The organism is Pseudomonas soli, from assembly GCF_021283165.2.
Lineage (GTDB): Bacteria > Pseudomonadota > Gammaproteobacteria > Pseudomonadales > Pseudomonadaceae > Aquipseudomonas > Aquipseudomonas soli.
Window position 1 is genome coordinate 468,779 of sequence record NZ_CP128543.1, and the last position, 17,970, is coordinate 486,748.

Annotated in this window: 19 protein-coding genes; 11 read left to right on the forward strand and 8 right to left on the reverse strand. The window is 64.3% G+C overall.

Annotated elements, in window-relative coordinates:
* The first annotated feature begins 15 nt into the window (after nucleotides 1–15).
* The 6 genes from LU688_RS01990 (at nucleotide 16) to trpE (ending at nucleotide 6,500) form a co-directional block, all read left to right on the forward strand.
* Nucleotides 16–1,050 carry an ABC transporter substrate-binding protein gene (locus LU688_RS01990; protein ID WP_023630660.1) on the forward strand — a complete coding sequence of 345 codons (1,035 nt, stop codon included), beginning with the start codon at nucleotides 16–18 and terminating at the stop codon, nucleotides 1,048–1,050.
* Between the two features lie 126 nt (nucleotides 1,051–1,176).
* Nucleotides 1,177–2,424 carry an ABC transporter permease gene (locus LU688_RS01995; RefSeq protein WP_094011460.1) on the forward strand — a complete coding sequence of 416 codons (1,248 nt, stop codon included), beginning with the start codon at nucleotides 1,177–1,179 and terminating at the stop codon, nucleotides 2,422–2,424.
* Nucleotides 2,425–2,435: 11 nt separating this feature from the next.
* Nucleotides 2,436–3,263, forward strand: coding sequence for an ABC transporter permease (locus tag LU688_RS02000; protein WP_023630658.1), 828 nt, complete (start codon nucleotides 2,436–2,438; stop codon nucleotides 3,261–3,263).
* A 195-nt stretch (nucleotides 3,264–3,458) separates the two neighbouring features.
* The gene (gene rpe, locus LU688_RS02005; RefSeq protein WP_031315131.1) at nucleotides 3,459–4,133 is read left to right on the forward strand and encodes a ribulose-phosphate 3-epimerase; all 675 of its coding nucleotides are present in this window, start codon (nucleotides 3,459–3,461) and stop codon (nucleotides 4,131–4,133) included.
* Nucleotides 4,130–4,948: a phosphoglycolate phosphatase gene (locus tag LU688_RS02010; protein ID WP_094011459.1), complete on the forward strand. Its 819-nt coding sequence runs from the start codon at nucleotides 4,130–4,132 to the stop codon at nucleotides 4,946–4,948. Before rpe ends, LU688_RS02010 begins: the two co-directional genes overlap by 4 nt.
* Nucleotides 4,949–5,018: 70 nt before the next feature.
* Nucleotides 5,019–6,500 carry an anthranilate synthase component I gene (trpE, locus tag LU688_RS02015; RefSeq protein ID WP_094011458.1) on the forward strand — a complete coding sequence of 494 codons (1,482 nt, stop codon included), beginning with the start codon at nucleotides 5,019–5,021 and terminating at the stop codon, nucleotides 6,498–6,500.
* Between the two features lie 32 nt (nucleotides 6,501–6,532).
* Here trpE and estP read toward each other — a convergent pair whose 3' ends face one another.
* Nucleotides 6,533–8,434, reverse strand: a complete 1,902-nt coding sequence (estP, locus tag LU688_RS02020; protein WP_094011457.1) for an esterase EstP — start codon at nucleotides 8,432–8,434, stop codon at nucleotides 6,533–6,535.
* A 373-nt stretch (nucleotides 8,435–8,807) separates the two neighbouring features.
* Here estP and LU688_RS02025 point away from each other — a divergent pair, with 373 nt between their 5' ends.
* The 4 genes from LU688_RS02025 (at nucleotide 8,808) to LU688_RS02040 (ending at nucleotide 12,144) form a co-directional block, all read left to right on the forward strand.
* The gene (locus LU688_RS02025) at nucleotides 8,808–9,401 is read left to right on the forward strand and encodes an aminodeoxychorismate/anthranilate synthase component II (protein WP_023629300.1); all 594 of its coding nucleotides are present in this window, start codon (nucleotides 8,808–8,810) and stop codon (nucleotides 9,399–9,401) included.
* 9 nt (nucleotides 9,402–9,410) lie between these two features.
* The gene (gene trpD / locus LU688_RS02030) at nucleotides 9,411–10,460 is read left to right on the forward strand and encodes an anthranilate phosphoribosyltransferase (RefSeq protein WP_094011456.1); all 1,050 of its coding nucleotides are present in this window, start codon (nucleotides 9,411–9,413) and stop codon (nucleotides 10,458–10,460) included.
* Complete coding sequence (trpC, locus tag LU688_RS02035) at nucleotides 10,457–11,290, forward strand: indole-3-glycerol phosphate synthase TrpC (RefSeq protein WP_023629302.1); 834 nt, start codon at nucleotides 10,457–10,459, stop codon at nucleotides 11,288–11,290. Before trpD ends, trpC begins: the two co-directional genes overlap by 4 nt.
* Nucleotides 11,291–11,439: 149 nt before the next feature.
* Nucleotides 11,440–12,144: a lipoate--protein ligase family protein gene (locus LU688_RS02040; RefSeq protein ID WP_094011455.1), complete on the forward strand. Its 705-nt coding sequence runs from the start codon at nucleotides 11,440–11,442 to the stop codon at nucleotides 12,142–12,144.
* Between the two features lie 138 nt (nucleotides 12,145–12,282).
* Here the strand turns inward: LU688_RS02040 and crp are convergent, their stop codons facing one another.
* Nucleotides 12,283–12,927, reverse strand: coding sequence for a cAMP-activated global transcriptional regulator CRP (crp, locus tag LU688_RS02045; protein WP_094011629.1), 645 nt, complete (start codon nucleotides 12,925–12,927; stop codon nucleotides 12,283–12,285).
* 190 nt (nucleotides 12,928–13,117) lie between these two features.
* Between crp and LU688_RS02050 the strand changes: the two genes are divergently transcribed.
* Entirely contained in the window at nucleotides 13,118–13,540 is a 423-nt protein-coding gene (locus LU688_RS02050) for an OsmC family protein (protein WP_023532673.1), read from the forward strand.
* 20 nt (nucleotides 13,541–13,560) lie between these two features.
* Here LU688_RS02050 and LU688_RS02055 read toward each other — a convergent pair whose 3' ends face one another.
* The 6 genes from LU688_RS02055 to LU688_RS02080 all read right to left on the reverse strand — a co-directional run bounded on the left by LU688_RS02055 (nucleotide 13,561) and on the right by LU688_RS02080 (nucleotide 17,944).
* The gene (locus LU688_RS02055; protein ID WP_094011454.1) at nucleotides 13,561–13,986 is read right to left on the reverse strand and encodes a hypothetical protein; all 426 of its coding nucleotides are present in this window, start codon (nucleotides 13,984–13,986) and stop codon (nucleotides 13,561–13,563) included.
* Nucleotides 13,987–13,988: 2 nt separating this feature from the next.
* The gene (locus LU688_RS02060) at nucleotides 13,989–15,026 is read right to left on the reverse strand and encodes a DUF2157 domain-containing protein (RefSeq protein ID WP_094011453.1); all 1,038 of its coding nucleotides are present in this window, start codon (nucleotides 15,024–15,026) and stop codon (nucleotides 13,989–13,991) included.
* A gap of 10 nt (nucleotides 15,027–15,036) precedes the next feature.
* A complete protein-coding gene (gene coq7, locus LU688_RS02065; protein WP_023629307.1) occupies nucleotides 15,037–15,684 on the reverse strand; it encodes a 2-polyprenyl-3-methyl-6-methoxy-1,4-benzoquinone monooxygenase in 648 nt (215 codons plus the stop codon).
* A gap of 66 nt (nucleotides 15,685–15,750) precedes the next feature.
* On the reverse strand, nucleotides 15,751–16,089 hold the full coding sequence (locus tag LU688_RS02070; RefSeq protein WP_003255518.1) for a histidine triad nucleotide-binding protein: 339 nt from the start codon (nucleotides 16,087–16,089) through the stop codon (nucleotides 15,751–15,753).
* Nucleotides 16,090–16,153: 64 nt separating this feature from the next.
* Nucleotides 16,154–16,936, reverse strand: a complete 783-nt coding sequence (locus LU688_RS02075; protein WP_023629308.1) for an SDR family NAD(P)-dependent oxidoreductase — start codon at nucleotides 16,934–16,936, stop codon at nucleotides 16,154–16,156.
* Nucleotides 16,937–16,987: 51 nt separating this feature from the next.
* Nucleotides 16,988–17,944: an NAD(P)H-dependent flavin oxidoreductase gene (locus tag LU688_RS02080; RefSeq protein ID WP_094011452.1), complete on the reverse strand. Its 957-nt coding sequence runs from the start codon at nucleotides 17,942–17,944 to the stop codon at nucleotides 16,988–16,990.
* Between the last annotated feature and the right edge of the window lie 26 nt (nucleotides 17,945–17,970).

Here is a 17,970-nt window from a genome sequence, read left to right on the forward strand (position 1 = left end):
GTGGAGAGAATAATAATGCGCAAGCAGTTGAAACTGACCGCCCTGGCCCTTGGCCTGTTCGCCGCCGGCCAGGCCATGGCGGCCGACCTGACCGTGATTTCCTTCGGCGGCGCCAACAAGGCGGCCCAGACCAAGGCGTTCTACGAGCCTTGGGAAAAGGCGGGCAAGGGCAAGATTGTCGCCGGGGAGTACAACGGCGAGATGGCCAAGGTCAAAGCCATGGTCGACACCAAGAGCGTCAGCTGGAACCTGGTCGAGGTGGAGTCGCCGGAGTTGGCCCGGGGTTGCGATGAAGGCATGTTCGAAGAGCTTGACCCCGCACTGTTCGGTAATGAAGGCGACTTCGTGCCCGGGGCCATTCAGCCGTGCGGCGTGGGCTTCTTCGTCTGGTCCACGGTGCTGGCCTACAACGCCGACAAACTCAAGAGCGCGCCTGCCAGTTGGGCCGATTTCTGGGACACCAAGAAATTCCCGGGCAAGCGCGGCCTGCGCAAGGGCGCCAAGTACACCCTCGAATTCGCCCTGATGGCTGACGGCGTCGCACCCAAAGAGGTGTACAAGGTGCTGGCCACCAAGGAAGGCCAGGACCGCGCCTTCAAGAAGCTCGACGAACTCAAGCCGAGCATCCAGTGGTGGGAAGCCGGTGCCCAGCCGCCGCAGTACCTGGCCTCGGGTGACGTGGTCATGAGCTCGGCATACAACGGTCGTATCGCCGCGGTGCAGAAGGAAAGCAACCTCAAGGTGGTGTGGAACGGCGGCATCTACGACTTCGATGCCTGGGCCATCCCGAAAGGCGCCAAGGATGCGGAGGAGGCGAAGAAATTCATTGCCTACACCGTCCAGCCCGAGCAGCAGAAGACTTACTCCGAGAACATTGCCTACGGCCCGGCCAACTCCAAGGCCGTCCCGCTGCTGGCCGACGCGGTGAAGAAGGACATGCCGACCACCCCTGAGAACATCGCCAACCAGGTGCAGATCGACGTGGCCTTCTGGGCCGACAACAGCGAACAGCTGGAGCAACGCTTCAACGCCTGGGCGGCGAAGAAGTAAACCATCTGGAGCCTTCATCGCCGGTAAGCCGGCTCCCATAAAACCTGTGCAGTACTTGTGGGAGCCGGCTTGCCGGCGATGGGCTGCGCAGCAGCCCCAATTTCAGCCTGTATCGCGGAGTTCGCCATGGCCATTGCAGTGCCCCTCAACGAAGGCGCGGGTAAAAGCCTCAAGCAGCGCCTCAAGCATGCCGAGCGGGTCAACCGCTGGAAGGCCCAGGCGTTGATCGCGCCGCTGGCGCTGTTCCTCCTGCTGGTGTTCCTGGTGCCGATCGCGGCACTGTTGTACAAGAGCGTCGGCAACCCCGAGGTTGTCGCCGGCCTTCCGCGCACCGTCGAGGCAGTCGCGCAGTGGGATGGCAAGAGCCTGCCGGGCGAGGAGGTCTACAAGGCCCTGAGTCAGGACCTGGCCGAGTCTCGCAAGAACCAGACCCTGGGTGACCTTTCCAAGCGCCTTAACATGGAGCTGGCCGGCTACCGCAGCCTGCTGGCCAAGACCGCGCGGGCGCTGCCGTTCAAGGCCGAGCCTGCCTCCTATAAAGAAGCCTTGCAGACGCTCGACGAGCGCTGGGGCGATCCTGCCTACTGGCAGGCGATCCGTCGCAACACCAGCAGTGTCACGCCGTTCTACCTGCTGGCCGCGCTGGACCACCGTATCGACGACCTGGGCGAATTGGCCAAGGCCACCCCCGATCAGGCCATCTACCTGGACATCTTCGCTCGCACCCTGTGGATGGGGGTGGTGATCACCGTGATCTGCCTGGTGCTGGCGTATCCCCTGGCTTACCTGCTGGCCAACCTGCCGACCCGGCAGAGCAACCTGCTGATGATCCTGGTGCTGCTGCCGTTCTGGACCTCCATCCTGGTGCGGGTGGCTGCATGGATCGTGCTGTTGCAGTCAGGCGGGCTGATCAACAGTGCGCTGATGGCCGTGGGCATCATCGACCAGCCGCTGGAACTGGTGTTCAACCGTACCGGCGTGTACATCTCCATGGTGCACATCCTGCTGCCGTTCATGATCCTGCCGCTGTACAGCGTGATGAAAGGCATCTCGCCCAGCTACATGCGGGCGGCGATCTCCCTCGGCTGCCATCCGTTCGCCAGTTTCTGGCGGGTGTACTTCCCGCAGACCTACGCCGGTGTCGGCGCCGGCTGCCTGCTGGTGTTCATCCTGGCCATCGGCTACTACATCACCCCGGCGCTGCTGGGCAGCCCGAACGACCAGATGGTCAGCTACTTCGTCGCCTTCTACACCAACACCAGCATCAACTGGGGCATGGCCACCGCCCTGGGCGGGTTGTTGCTGCTGGCCACCGTGCTGCTGTACCTGATCTATAGCTGGCTGGTCGGCGCCAGCCGCCTGCGCCTGAGCTGAGGAGCCTTGTCATGCTGAGCCCTTACATGTCGCCCGTGGAGCGGGTGTGGTTCTACAGCCTGCGCATCCTGTGCGGCCTGATCCTGCTGTTCCTGGTGTTGCCGGTGCTGGTGATCATCCCGCTGTCGTTCAACAGCGGAAGCTTCCTGGTCTATCCCCTGCAAGGCTTTTCGTTGCACTGGTACCAGGACTTCTTCGCCTCCGCCGAATGGATGCGCGCCCTGAAGAACAGCATCATCGTGGCCCCGGCAGCCACGCTGCTGGCCATGGTGTTCGGCACCCTGGCGGCCATCGGCCTGACCCGTGGCGACTTCCCCGGCAAGTCGCTGGTGATGGCGCTGGTGATCTCGCCGATGGTGGTGCCGGTGGTGATCATCGGTGTGGCCAGCTACCTGTTCTTCGCGCCGTTGGGCATGGGTAACAGCTTCACCTCGCTGATCCTGGTGCATGCGGTGCTGGGTGTGCCGTTCGTGATCATTACCGTGTCGGCCACGCTGCAGGGGTTCAACTACAACCTGGTGCGCGCGGCGGCGAGCCTTGGGGCCTCGCCTCTACTGGCCTTCCGTCGGGTGACCTTGCCGTTGATCGCCCCTGGGGTGATCTCCGGTGCGCTGTTCGCCTTCGCCACGTCGTTCGATGAGGTGGTGGTGACCCTGTTCCTTGCCGGGCCCGAGCAGGCGACCCTGCCACGGCAGATGTTCAGCGGCATCCGCGAGAACCTGAGCCCGACCATCGCGGCGGCGGCCACCTTGTTGATCGCCTTCTCGGTGATCCTGCTGCTGACCCTGGAGTGGCTGCGTGGGCGCAGTGAAAAACTGAGGACCCAGCAGCCAGGTTGAATCTTCGGCGCGGGTGACGTAGGAGCGGGCTTGCCCCGCGATGGCATACCGAATTCGCGATCGCAATCGCGGGGCAAACCCGCTCCCGCGCCATCCGTTCGACCATCTGCTGCGCCGGCGTTGATACCAATCAGCCCCGATTCGCTTCCCTGAGTTACAATGCGCGCCACCGTGATTCTGCCCAACAGGTGCGCCATGCAGCCCTACGCTATTGCCCCCTCCATTCTGTCCGCCGACTTCGCCCGCCTGGGCGAGGACGTCGACAAGGTCCTGGCCGCCGGGGCCGACATCGTCCACTTCGATGTCATGGACAACCACTACGTGCCCAACCTGACCATCGGTCCGATGGTCTGCAGCGCCCTGCGCAAGTACGGCGTGACCGCACCCATCGACGTGCACCTGATGGTTAGCCCGGTCGACCGCATCATCGGTGACTTCATCGAGGCCGGCGCCACCTACATCACCTTCCACCCGGAAGCCTCGCAGCACATCGACCGCTCGCTGCAACTGATCAAGGACGGCGGCTGCAAGGCTGGCCTGGTGTTCAATCCGGCCACCAGCCTGGATGCGTTGAAGTACGTGATGGACAAGATCGACATGGTCCTGCTGATGAGCGTCAACCCGGGTTTCGGCGGCCAGAAGTTCATCCCCGGCACCCTCGACAAGCTGCGCGAAGCCCGTGCCCTGATCGACGCCAGCGGTCGTGACATCCGCCTGGAGATCGACGGTGGCGTGAACGTCAACAACATCCGCGAGATCACCGCCGCCGGTGCTGACACCTTCGTCGCCGGCTCGGCGATCTTCAATGCCCCGGACTACAAGGAAGTCATCGACAAGATGCGTGCTGAAATGGCGCTGGCACGCGCATGAGCGGCTTCGAGCAGCTGTTCCCGGGGACACTGCCCAGGCTGGTGATGTTCGATCTGGATGGCACCCTGATCGATTCGGTACCCGACCTGGCCGCAGCCGTCGACCAAACGCTGCTCGAACTCGGGCGACCGCCTGCAGGCCTTGAGGCCGTGCGCCACTGGGTCGGTAACGGTGCCCAGGTGCTGGTGCGCCGGGCGCTGGCCGGTGGTATCGACCACGCCGCAGTGGACGACGAACTGGCCGAGCGCGCGCTGGCGCTGTTCATGGAGGCCTATGCCGACAATCATGAACTCACCGTGGTCTACCCCGGTGTGCGCGACACCCTGCGCTGGTTGCGCAAGCAGGGTGTGGAAATGGCGCTGATCACCAACAAGCCCGAGCGCTTCGTTGCCCCTTTGCTCGACCAGATGAAGATCGGGCGCTACTTCCGCTGGATCATCGGCGGCGACACCCTGCCACAGAAGAAGCCCGACCCTGCGGCGCTGCTGTTTGTCATGAAAATGGCCGGCGTCAGCGCCGAGCAGGCGCTGTTCGTCGGCGATTCACGCAGCGACGTGCTGGCCGCCAAGGCCGCGGGGGTGCAGTGCGTCGGCCTGAGCTATGGCTACAACCATGGCCGCCCCATCGACGAGGAGTCGCCCAGCCTGGTGCTCAGCGACCTGCGCCTGCTGCTGCCCGGTTGCTTAGTCACCGACACTGGGATAACGTTGGCGGACCTTCAAGCCCCGCAAAGCAGAGACAACGACGTGGTGGTTACTGGCAAATTCTGGATGAAAGTCATCAAGGCCCTGGCCCGCTGGCGCTGGCGCGCCTGACTCCCGCCCGCCGGCGCCTGCCGGTACATCCGTTTGCCCGACCCCATTGCTGCTTGCCCCGAGGCTACACATGACCCGCGAAGAATTCCTGCGCCTGGCCGCTGCCGGCTACAACCGCATCCCCCTGGCCTGCGAAACCCTGGCTGACTTCGACACGCCGCTGTCGATCTACCTGAAACTGGCTGACCAGCCCAACTCCTACCTGCTCGAGTCCGTGCAAGGTGGCGAGAAGTGGGGCCGCTACTCGATGATCGGCTTGCCGTCGCGCACCGTCATGCGTGTGCATGGCTACCATGTGAGCATCCTGCAGGATGGCGTCGAGGTCGAAAGCCACGACGTCGAAGACCCGCTGGCTTTCGTCGAGGCGTTCAAGGACCGTTACAAGGTCGCTGACATCCCAGGCTTGCCGCGCTTCAATGGTGGCCTGGTCGGTTACTTCGGCTACGACTGCGTGCGCTATGTGGAAAAACGCCTGGGTGCCAGCCCGAACCCCGATCCGCTTGGCGTGCCGGATATCCTGCTGATGGTCTCCGACGCGGTGGTGGTGTTCGACAACCTGGCCGGCAAGATGCACGCGATCGTGCTGGTCGATCCGGCCGAAGAACAAGCGTTCGAGCAGGGCCAGGCCCGCCTGCAAGGTTTGCTGGACACCCTCCGCCAGCCGATCACCCCGCGGCGCGGCCTGGACTTGAGCGGGCCGCAGGCGGCCGAGCCCGAGTTCCGCTCCAGCTACACCCGTGACGACTACGAAAGTGCGGTGGGCCGGATCAAGGAATACATCCTGGCCGGCGACTGCATGCAGGTGGTGCCGTCCCAGCGCATGTCCATCGACTTCAAGGCCGCGCCCATCGACCTTTACCGGGCGCTGCGTTGCTTCAACCCGACGCCGTACATGTACTTCTTCAATTTCGGCGACTTCCATGTGGTCGGCAGCTCGCCGGAAGTGCTGGTGCGGGTCGAAGACAACCTGGTGACCGTGCGCCCGATCGCCGGTACCCGCCCGCGTGGCGCCACCGAAGAAGCCGACCGGGCCCTGGAAGACGACCTGCTGTCGGACGACAAGGAAATCGCCGAGCACCTGATGCTGATCGACCTCGGGCGCAACGACGTGGGCCGTGTATCGTCCACCGGCAGTGTGCGCCTGACCGAGAAGATGGTGATCGAGCGTTACTCGAACGTCATGCATATCGTGTCCAACGTCACTGGTCAGCTGCGGGAAGGCCTGACCGCCATGGACGCACTGCGGGCGATCCTGCCGGCCGGCACCCTGTCGGGTGCGCCGAAGATCCGCGCGATGGAAATCATCGATGAGCTCGAACCGGTCAAGCGCGGTGTCTACGGTGGCGCGGTGGGCTATTTTGCCTGGAATGGCAACATGGATACCGCCATCGCCATCCGCACTGCGGTGATCAAGGACGGCGAACTGCATGTGCAGGCCGGTGGCGGCATTGTCGCCGACTCGGTGCCGGCGCTGGAGTGGGAAGAGACCATCAACAAGCGCCGGGCGATGTTCCGTGCGGTGGCGCTGGCCGAGCAGAGCTGCTCCAAGTAGATTGATCGGGGCCGCAACGCGGCCCCGACAAATCAGAAGTCCAGGCTCAATGCCACGCTCACTCCCTGCTGGCGCAACTCATCACTCTTGCGCCAGTTGTAGTTCCCCCGCAGGTTCAATCCCGGCACCAGTTCATGGCTCACCCCCAGGCTGGCCCGCGTCAGGTTGCTGTGTGGTGTATAGCCGGTGAGGGTGAAGTCGTTTGCCGGCAGGCTGGTCAGATGCATGCGCAGGTCCTGCTGGTCATCCTCGAACTCATGCTCGCGGGCCACCTCGGCGAACAGCTTTGTCGTCGGCAGCACTTGCACGCTACCCAGCAGGCCGGCTCCGAGCCGGCGTGACGTACGTTCCTGGTCGTCGAAACCGAGCGCTGTGGAGCGGCCGCTCTTCTCGTCGTAGCCATCGACCTTGACCCGCGCGTAGTCGGCACTGATGAACGGCGCCAGTTGCCAGTGGCTGCTCTCGGGCGCCAGGTTGTAGCCCACCCGGCCGGTGACGGCCCAGGCCTCGCCATCGGTGTCGCCTTTCTCGCTGCGGTCGTTCACACCCAGGGCGAAGGTGCGCTTGAGGTCGCGGTAATCCAGGTGACCGGCGGTCAATGCCGCATCGGCCCACCAGCGATCCTGGCGGTACTGGGCGAAGGCGCTGGCCAGGTAGCTGTCGAGCTTGTAGTCCGAGTCATCCTGGCCCGCCTCGAGTTTTTGCCGGTACACGCCGGCCGCCAGCCCCACGCGCCAGGCGTCGTCGAGCCGGTAGCTGCCGCCGAGGGTCAGGTTGTAACCGCGCCCGTCACCACTGGCGGCGCTGCGCTGGCTGCCGAAGTCCAGGTCCTGGCCGCCGGTGGCGACGAAGGCCTGCCATTGACCGACGGCCTGCCAGGGTGTTTGCCACTGGTTGCGCAGTTCATCCTGGTGGGCGCGGATACTGGCGTGGGCGATTTCCGGGAGCAGGGTCAGTTCCCACGGCGCGGCCAGGATCGAATAGGCATAGTCGGCGATCAGCTGCTGGCCGGCGATGGTCGGGTGTACCGAGTCGTTGAACAGCAGCCGGGTCGGGTCCGGGGTAGTACCGTTCAGCCCGTAGACCGGGTTGCCCACGCAGCCGTCGCCGCTGTAGCAGGTGCCGACCAGGTTCTGGTCGGCGGCCAGGCCGAACTGGGCGGGGCTGGTGAGGGCCTCTTGCAGCAGGGTTGGGATGTTGAGCGGAATGATCTCGGCGTTGATCTGCCCCAGCTGGCTGACCAATGACTGGTTGAACACGCCGGACAGCTGCGACAGCGGTCCTTGCTGGGGGGTGCCGCTGAAGTTCGGTGTCTGTCCCAGGTCTGGCAGCAGCCAGACCATGATGTAACGCGCGCCGCCCTGTTGCAGCGCCTGGGCGCTGGCCGCCAGGCGGGCACCTGCTGCGGCTGCGGTCGCGGGGCTGTTGACCAGGCCTTGGAGGAAGTCGTTGCCGCCACCGGTCAGGTAGTACAGGGCATTGGGGTCGGCGCGCAGGCCGTTGGCCAGGTAACCGTCACGCTCGCGCAGGACCACCCCCGCGCCAGGGCGCCCGGGCGGGATGACGGCTTTCGAGGTGTCGGTGATCGAGTCGAGGATCTGCTGGGTGGTGTAGCCGCCCACGGCCCAGTTGTTGCCGTCGGGCGTGCCTTGCAACTGGTTGGTGAGTGATGTCGATGGTCCCAGGGCAGTTCCCGAAAAGCCCAACCTGCCCCCCAGGATCATCGGCGAGACGGGCGCGTAGTTGCCATCGGCATCGCGGTTGGTGAAACGCATGCCTGGCGTGCCGCCGGTCAGGTCGGGAAACTGCCCGGCATCACTGAGGCTGTCGCCAAAGACGATGAGCGATGAATAAGGGGAGGGGCCGGCCATCGCCTGGCTGCAAGCCAGGGCGAGGATGCCGAGGGCGGAGTACAGGAAGGGAGTCTTGCGCATGCATGAATATCCTTTTCGTTGTTTTTATCGAAGCAAGCCGCATGACCTTAGCAAATCGCCGGTCTTCGCCCACCATCGCATTGGTTTCCCAGTGTTTACGGGCGTATTGCGCCCGTCGCCCCGGTAGGCTACTGTGCCCTGACGTATGAACGAGACCTACCCCGTGTTGATCGTCAGCAAACTCTTGATGCGCGTTATCAAGGCCGTCGCCCGTTGGCGTTGGCGCGCCTGACTTTATCTCTTGCCGGCATGCCCGGCCCGCTCCTGTTTGCCTTCCCTTCGCTTTAACCGCCGCCCACCGCGGAATTTTCCCGCGCCCACGGCAGCAGGGAAGGCTCGAATCAAAAGTCAGTATTCAAGAGGTTCGTTCCAGATGTTACTGATGATCGACAATTACGACTCCTTCACCTACAACGTCGTGCAGTACCTCGGCGAGCTCGGTGCCGAGGTCAAGGTCATTCGCAATGACGAAATGACCATCGCCCAGATCGAAGCCCTGAACCCCGAACGCATCGTCGTCTCCCCGGGCCCCTGCACGCCGAGCGAAGCGGGTGTGTCCATCGAGGCCATCCTGCATTTTGCCGGCAAGCTGCCGATCCTCGGCGTGTGCCTGGGTCACCAGTCCATCGGCCAGGCCTATGGCGGTGACGTGGTGCGTGCCCGCCAGGTGATGCACGGCAAGACCAGCCCGGTGTTCCACCGCGACCTGGGTGTGTTCTCGGGCCTGAACAACCCGCTCACCGTGACCCGCTACCACTCCTTGGTGGTCAAGCGCGACACGTTGCCCGACTGCCTGGAAGTGACCGCCTGGACCGCGCATGAAGACGGCTCCGTCGACGAGATCATGGGCCTGCGTCATAAAACCCTGAACGTGGAGGGGGTACAGTTCCACCCGGAATCCATCCTCACCGAGCAGGGACACGAGCTGTTCGCCAACTTCCTCAAGCAGACCGGCGGACGCCGTTAAGGACCGATCATGGAAATCAAGACCGCTTTGAGCCGCATTGTCGGCCACCTGGACCTGTCCACAGAGGAAATGCGCGACGTCATGCGCCAGATCATGACCGGCCAGTGCACCGAGGCGCAGATCGGCGCCTTCCTCATGGGCATGCGCATGAAGAGCGAGAGCATCGACGAGATCGTCGGCGCGGTGTCGGTGATGCGTGAGCTGGCCGACAAGGTCGAGCTCAAGACCCTCGACGGCGTGGTCGACATCGTCGGCACCGGCGGCGACGGCGCCAACATCTTCAACGTGTCCACCGCCTCGGCCTTCGTGCTGGCGGCTGCGGGCTGCACGGTGGCCAAGCACGGCAACCGCGCCGTTTCCGGCAAGAGCGGCAGCGCCGACCTGCTGGAAGCCGCCGGCATCTACCTGAACCTGACCCCGGTGCAGGTGGCCCGCTGCATAGACAGCCTCGGCATCGGCTTCATGTTCGCCCAGACCCACCATACCGCGATGAAGCACGCCGCCGGCCCGCGTCGCGAGCTGGGGCTGCGTACCTTGTTCAACATGCTCGGCCCGCTTACGAATCCGGCCGGTGTGAAGCACCAGGTGGTCGGCGTGTTCACCCAGGCCCTGTGCCGCCCATTGGCCGAAGTGCTGCAGCGGATGGGCAGCAAGCATGTGCTGGTGGTGCACTCCAAGGATGGCCTGGACGAGTTCAGCCTGGCTGCGCCAACCTTTGTCGCTGAACTGAAGAACGGCCAGATCACCGAGTATTGGGTCGAGCCGGAAGACCTCGGCATGAAGAGCCAGAGCCTCCATGGCCTGGCGGTCGAGGGCCCGCAGGCCTCGCTGGAACTGATCCGCGATGCCCTGGGCCGACGCAAGACCGAGAACGGCCAGAAGGCCGCCGAGATGATCGTGCTCAACGCTGGCGCGGCGCTGTATGCCGCTGATCACGCGATGACCCTGGCCCAGGGTGTCGAGCTGGCTCACGATGTCCTGCACACCGGCTTGGCCTGGGAAAAACTCCAGGAACTGGGCGCCTTTACCGCGGTATTCAAGGTGGAGAACGAAGCATGAGTGTACCGACGGTGCTGGAAAGGATCATCGCCCGCAAGTTCCAGGAAGTGGCCGAGCGCAGCGCGCGGGTCAGCCTGGGCGAGCTCGAGCGCCTGGCCAAGGTGGCCGATGCCCCGCGTGGCTTTGCCAATGCCCTGATCGAGCAGGCCAGGCGCAAGCAGCCGGCGGTCATCGCCGAAATCAAGAAGGCTTCGCCGAGCAAGGGCGTGATCCGCGAAAACTTCGTGCCGGCGGAAATTGCCGTCAGCTACGAGAAGGGTGGCGCGACCTGTCTGTCGGTGCTGACCGACGTGGACTACTTCCAGGGCGCTGACATCTACCTGCAGCAGGCGCGTGCCGCCGTTTCGCTGCCGGTGATCCGCAAGGACTTCATGGTCGATCCTTATCAGATCGTCGAGGCCCGCGCCCTGGGTGCCGACTGCGTGCTGTTGATCGTGTCGGCGCTGGACGACGTGAAAATGGCCGAGTTGGCGGCCACGGCCAAGGACGTCGGCCTCGACGTGCTGGTCGAAGTGCATGACGGCGATGAACTGGAGCGTGCGCTGAAGACCCTCGACACACCGCTGGTCGGGGTCAACAACCGTAACCTGCACACCTTCGAGGTCAGCCTGGAGACCACCCTCGACCTGCTGCCGCGCATCCCGCGTGACCGTCTGGCGATTACCGAAAGCGGCATCCTCAACCGGGCCGATGTCGAGCTGATGGAAATCAACGAGGTGTATTCCTTCCTGGTCGGCGAGGCGTTCATGCGCGCGGAGCAGCCAGGGTTGGAGCTGCAGCGGCTGTTCTTCCCCGAGCAAGTGAAGAAGACCGTTCAGCAACTGGACTGATCGAACCGAAAGCCGGCGTTTTTGCCGGCTTTTTCATACCTGTACCGGCCTCATCGCGGGGCAAGCCCGCTCCCACGTTGTCCCGTATTGGCGTGGGAGCGGGCTTGCCCGGCGATGAGGCCGGTGAATCCAACACGCAAGGTGGCTCGATGAGCGATCAACCTCTAGCCCTGACCGTCGAGCAGGGCCTGCACGCCGAACAAGACCTGCTGGCCGCCGTCTGCCGCGGCGAACGCGATTCCGGCGTGCTGTTCTGGCGCCCCACCGACCACGCCTTGGTCATGCCCCGGCGCATGAGCCGACTGGATAACTTCGAAGCCGCCTGCGCGGAACTGGCCATCGCCGGTTGGCCGGTACTGCTGCGCGAAACCGGTGGCGAGCCGGTGCCGCAGTCGCACTCGACGGTCAACGTCGCGCTGGTCTATGTGGCTCCGCGTAGCGAAGGCGACCATGGCCGTATCGAAAATGCCTACGAACGCCTGTGCCTGCCGCTGTGCGAAGTGCTGCGCGAATGGGGTGGAGTGGCGTCGGTGGGCGAGATCGACGGGGCTTTCTGCGACGGCCGTTACAACGTTAACCTCAACGGTCGCAAGCTGGTCGGCACGGCCCAGCGCTGGCGCCAGGGCCTGGGCGGCAAGCGCCCGGTGGTGCTGGTACATGGAGCGTTGCTGCTGGACAACGAACGCGAATCGATGGTGGCGGCGGTCAATCGCTTCAATGAATGCTGCGAACTGGAGCAGCGCTGCCGCGCCGACAGCCATATCGCCCTGCACGAAGTGGCGCCCGCCGCGCCGTGGTTCGAGCGTCTGAACCAGGCCTATGCGCAAGTGCTCGCGGCGCTACCTACGGACTAGGGTCTGTACGAAATGTGTCTGCGCGAAGGCCAGACAAGGCGAAACGGGGGGAGGAAGCGGAATGTACTGGAGTACATGAGCATTCCGAGCCCCGTTTCAACGCAGTATGGGCGAGTGCAGATACATTACGTACAGAGCCTAGCGGGTGCCGTAGACCACCATGGTCTTACCCTTGACCTGCACCAGGCTGCGTTCCTCGAGGTCCTTGAGGACGCGGCCGACCATCTCCCGTGAACAACCGACGATACGACCGATCTCCTGGCGGGTGATCTTGATCTGCATGCCATCGGGGTGGGTCATGGCATCAGGCTGCTTGCACAGGTCGAGCAGGCAGCGGGCGACGCGGCCGGTGACGTCGAAGAACGCCAGGTCGCCGACCTTGCGCGTGGTGTTGCGCAGGCGCTGGGCCATCTGGCTACCCAGGGCATAGAGGATGTCCGGCTCCAGGCGCGCCAGCTCCCGGAACTTGTCGTAACTGATCTCGGCCACTTCGCACTCGGTCTTGGCGCGGACCCAGGCGCTGCGCTGATGCTCCTGGCCGGCGGGTTCGAACAGCCCCAGCTCGCCGAAGAAGTCACCGCTGTTGAGGTAGGCGATGATCATCTCGTGGCCGTCGTCGTCCTCGATCAGGATGGTCACCGAACCCTTGATGATGAACGACAAGGTCTCGGCCCGGTCACCGGCGCAGATGATGTTGCTCTTGGCGGCGTAGCGGCGGCGTTGGCAGTGGGCCAGCAGCTTGTCGATGTTCTTGATCTTGGGTGGCAGGGCTGAGGAGACCATCACGAAATCCTGTTCGATGCGACGCATTGGCTTTTTATAGAGGCTGCCTGGCAGTACGCGCCAGTCATTTGGCGCCAGCTTATCAGACACTTCAACTTGAATCGGCACAAAAGCGACGCGGCTTGAGCTTTTCCGACAGCCTCGCAAGGTCTAAGCTGACACCCTTTTACGAGATCGGGAGTCCGGATAGATGAAGGCACGCATCCAGTGGGCCGGTGAAGCGATGTTCCTTGGCGAGTCGGGGAGTGGCCACGTCGTGGTCATGGACGGCCCGCCCGAAGCCGGAGGCCGCAACCTGGGCGTGCGCCCGATGGAAATGCTCCTGCTTGGCCTGGGTGGCTGCAGCAGCTTCGACGTGGTCAGCATCCTCAAGAAATCCCGCCAGGCCGTGGAAAGCTGCGAAGCCTTCCTCGAAGCCGAGCGCGCCGGTGAAGACCCCAAGGTGTTCACCAAGATCCACATGAACTTCGTGGTCAAAGGGCGAGGGCTGAAAGAGGCGCAGGTCAAGCGCGCAGTGGAACTGTCGGCCGAGAAGTACTGCTCGGCGTCGATCATGCTCGAGCGTGCCGGTGTGGAGATCACCCACGGTTACGAAATCGTCGAACTCGGTTGATCGAAGGCAGCGCCTGCCGGTCAGGCGCTTTGCTTGTGCAGGCGTTCGACACCTAGCAGCAACGCGAGCCCCGGGATCAGCGCAAGCACCAGCCAGGGCGTATTCACCCCGAGCAGGATGAGGATTTCGCTGCTGCTCCAGGTGGTGCCGAAGTGTTCGGCAAACACCTGGCACTGCAGCCACGCAGCTAACGTGCCAGCGAGCACGAACGTGCCGATCAGCAGTTGGCGGCTGGCTAAAAACACGCTGAGCAGCAGGAACAGCAATTGCGCGGGCAGTGTGCCGAGCATCAGCTCAGCGGTGCTGTTGCTGTCAGGGTCGGTAAGCGTCGGCAGTTCCAGGCTGAAAGTACTGTGCCCGACACTGGCGACCATCAGACAAACGAACAGATAGGCGACCGGGATCAGGCCAAGGCCCTGCAGCAGCCGGGTGAGCGATCGTCCCATGTTCAGCGACGCAATGCCGGCAGCAGTTGCAACAGGCGTTCGGGTAGCTGTGCCCGAAGCTGCTCGCTCAATGCCTCACGTCGCTTCTGGTACAGCACGCCGAGACCGATCACGCCGAGGCCGATCAAGGTCAGTATGACCGGGAACAGCAGGGAATCGGCGAACACCTCGTAGGACAGATAGCCCAGATAGGCCGCCACCCCCATCGCTCCGAACACCATGAACACGGGGCGGCGCAGCAGGACGGCCAGGCCCATCAGTCCCAGGTTGATCAGGCAGTACAGCGCCTTGCCCCACTCGCTGCCGCTGTCCATCAGCGTCAGCCCCCCCCAGAACGCCGCCAGGCCGGCGAGATAGCCCCAGAAGGCATAGTCCCGGCGGGTGCGTCCGTCGATCACCAGAAATACCAGCAGCAGGCCCAGGCCGAACCACAGCGAGACCGTGCGCCGTTGCTCCCAGCTGAACAGGTCGCCATGGAACCACTCGCTCAGGTCCATGGACATGAACCACAGGGCCACCGCGATCGGCATGACGATGAAAGGGAAGGGAATCAGGCGCAGCATCAGCAGTCCAGCCAGTACCGTCGCTGCCTCCATCGCCAACCAGCCACCCTGCACGTAGGTGTAGTACTGGTGGTAGTCGCCCTGGGCGTCGTCCAGCGGCCACCAGCCTGCCAGGCGCTCGATAGCGAACACCGCCAGCGGCACGATGCTGACCGCCACGGCGGCCAGCACGCCGGCGGCGACAGGCTGGTTGCGTCGTTGCAGCGACAAGGCGAACAGGGTGATTCCGGCGATGTAGAGCAGGGCGATGGCCAGCAGTGCACCGTCGCCTATACGCATCCAGGCCTCGGTGAGCAACCAGCCCATGGCACCCATGATCAACAGTGCGCCGAAGTAGAACGCCACATGGGCCAGCTGGAAGCTGGCGCGGCTTTCCGGCTGCTGGCGCAGGAAGGCCAGCAAGGCCTGGTCCTGCCCCGGGTGCAGCACCCCGGCGCTTACGGCGCGTGCCAGGTCCCTGGCGTCGAAACGTTCCATGGTGCGCGTCTCAGATTCGGTAGGTGCTCTTGGTCATGACCTTGGCCAGCAGGCTCATGCCAAAGCGCACGGGCGCGGGGAAGCGGTAGCCGCCGGCTTCCAGCGCGGACTCGGCATGGTGTTCCTCGTCGACGCGCATCTGTTCGAGGATGGCGCGGGACTTGCCGTCGTTCTCGGGGATCTGCTCAAGGTGCTCGTCCAGGTGCTTGCACACCTGATGCTCGGTGGCGGCGACGAAGCCCAGGCTGACCTTGTCGCTGACCAGCCCGGCGAGGGCGCCGATGCCGAACGACAGGCCGTAGAATACCGGGTTGAGCACGCTGGGGTGGCTGTTGAGCTGGCGAATACGCTGCTCGCACCAGGCCAGGTGGTCGATTTCTTCTTCGGCCGCATGCTCCATGGCCTTGCGCACCTGGGGCAGCTTGGCGGTCAGGGCTTGGCCCTGGTACAGCGCCTGGGCACAGACTTCGCCGGTGTGGTTGATGCGCATCAGACCGGCGATATGGCGGGACTGCTGCTCATCGAGCTCGGCGTCCGGCTGGACGATGGCCGGCGAGGGGCGGGCGGGTTGGCCGCTGAAGGGCAGCAAGGTGCGCATGGCGGTATCGGCCTGCAGCAACAAGCGGTCGAGCGGCGAGTAGTGACGTTCGGTAGCCATCGGGCACCTCCGCTGAAGTGATGCCCGACAGTCTACCTCAATCCCCTTGGACGGGCTTGCCTTGGATCAGCCAGGTGGCCAGTTCATCTGGCGCTGGCCAAGCACGTGCATGTGGATGTGGTAGACGGTCTGGCCGCCTTTCGGGTTGCAGTTCATGACCACGCGGAAGCCTTCCTCGCAGCCCTGCTCGACGGCCAGGCGCTGGGCGGTGAACAGGATATGGCCGGCCAGGGCCTTGTCCTCTTCGGTCAGGTCGTTGAGGGTGCGGATGTGTTTTTTCGGAATGACCAGAAAATGCACAGGTGCCGCTGGGGCAATGTCCTTGAAGGCCAGGATCTGGTCATCTTCGTAGATGATATCCGCCGGGATTTCCCGGTTGATGATTTTGAGGAATAGATCGTCCACAGCACGTGCTCCATGGTGAGTGTCGGGGCTGAGTGTACTGAGCCCGACGCTGCTCGCCCAGTGGCTATTCCATGCCGACCGGGCAGTAGCGCCGATGGATAACGCCGGCCAGCTTGCGCGCCAACCAGCGCGGTAGCAGGCGTGGGGCGAAGGCCAGCCAGCGGTTGCGCCTGCCGGGCAGGATCAGGGCGCGGTTCTTGTCCAGGGCGCGCACCGCATACAAGGCGATTTCCTCGGGGCTTAGGCAGCGGGTGTTGCCTTCCAGCCGGGGAATGCGACGTCTGGCTGAGCGCACCGGTCCCGGGCACAGCACCGACACCTTGATCCCGGTGCGTTTCAGCTCTTCGCGCAATGCCTCGGAAAAACTCAGCACATAGGCCTTGCTGGCCGCGTAGGCGGCCATCCACGGCCCGGGGGCGACGCCGGCAAGTCCCGCGACATTGAGGATCTGCCCGCCACCCTGGATCGCCATCAGGTTGCCGATGGCATGGCACAGGCGACTGAGCGCGAGGATGTTGACCTCGAGCAGGTCCTGCTCATCGGCCCATTCATGCGCCAGGAATGGCCCATAGGTGCGCTGCCCCGCGCAGTTGACCAGAAGGTCGATACGCCGCTCGCCTTCCTCCAGCTCGAGCACGAAGCCCGAAAGGCGCAAGGGTTGGCTGAGGTCGCAGGCACGGAACAGCACTTCCACGCCAAAGCGTTGGGTGAGTTCGATGGCCACCGGCTCCAGCGTTTCACGCTGGCGTGCCACCAGGATCAGGTTGCGCCCGCGCCGCGCCAGAGCCTCCGCCAGGGCCAGGCCCAGGCCGCTGGAAGCACCAGTGATCATGGCGTAACGGGTCATGCAAGGCTCCTGGGGCGAAAGGGGCGCCTAGTGTACAGCGTGGCCGTTTTGCTACAAGGCGTTGCTGCGCAGCTGCTGGCTGCGTTCGAGGGCCGCTCGGTATTCGTCCTGCAAGCGCGCGATCAGGTCACCGGCAGTGGGCAGGTCATGGATTTCGCCGACACCCTGGCCGGCCGACCATACCGTCTTCCAGGCCTTGGCTTCCTCGTCCAGCGGCTTGAGCTTACCGGCCTCGTGGTTGCTCTTGAGCGCGGCCAGGTCGTAACCGGCCTGTTCGAGGCTCTGGCGCAGGAAGCTGGCGGGGATGCCGGACACCGCCGGGGTATGCACGATATCGGCCGCACCCGCGCCCAGGATCATCTGTTTGTAGGCGTCCTGGGCCTGGCTCTCGCGGGTGGCGATGAAGCGTGTGCCCATGTAGCCCAGGTCCGCCCCCAGCAATTGTGCGGCCAGCAGTTCGTGGCCATGGTTGAGGCAGCCCGCCAGCAGCAGGGTCTTGTCGAAGAACTGGCGGATCTCCGCAACCAGGGCGAACGGGCTCCAGGTGCCGGCATGGCCCCCGGCGCCGGCCGCCACGGCAATCAGCCCGTCGACACCTGCCTCTGCGGCCTTTTCGGCGTGGCGGCGGGTGGTCACGTCATGGAACACCAGGCCGCCATAGCCGTGCACCGCGTCGACCACCTCCTTCACCGCGCCAAGGCTGGTGATGACGATGGGGACCCGATGCTCGACGCACAGTGCGAGGTCGGCCTGTAGACGCGGGTTGCTCGGATGCACGATGAGATTGACCGCATAGGCAGCGGGTGCCTGCAGTTCGGCCAGCCCTGCTTCGATCTCCTCCAGCCAGGCCTTGAACCCTGCACTGTCACGCTGGTTCAGGGCCGGGAAGCTGCCCACCACGCCATTGGCGCAGCAGGCCAGCACAAGCCGGGGGTTGGAGATCAGGAACATCGGCGCCGCGACCAGAGGCAAGCGCAGGTGTTTTGCGAGCGAGGCGGGCAGGGACATGGCGAAACTCCTGTAGGCGGGTGGAT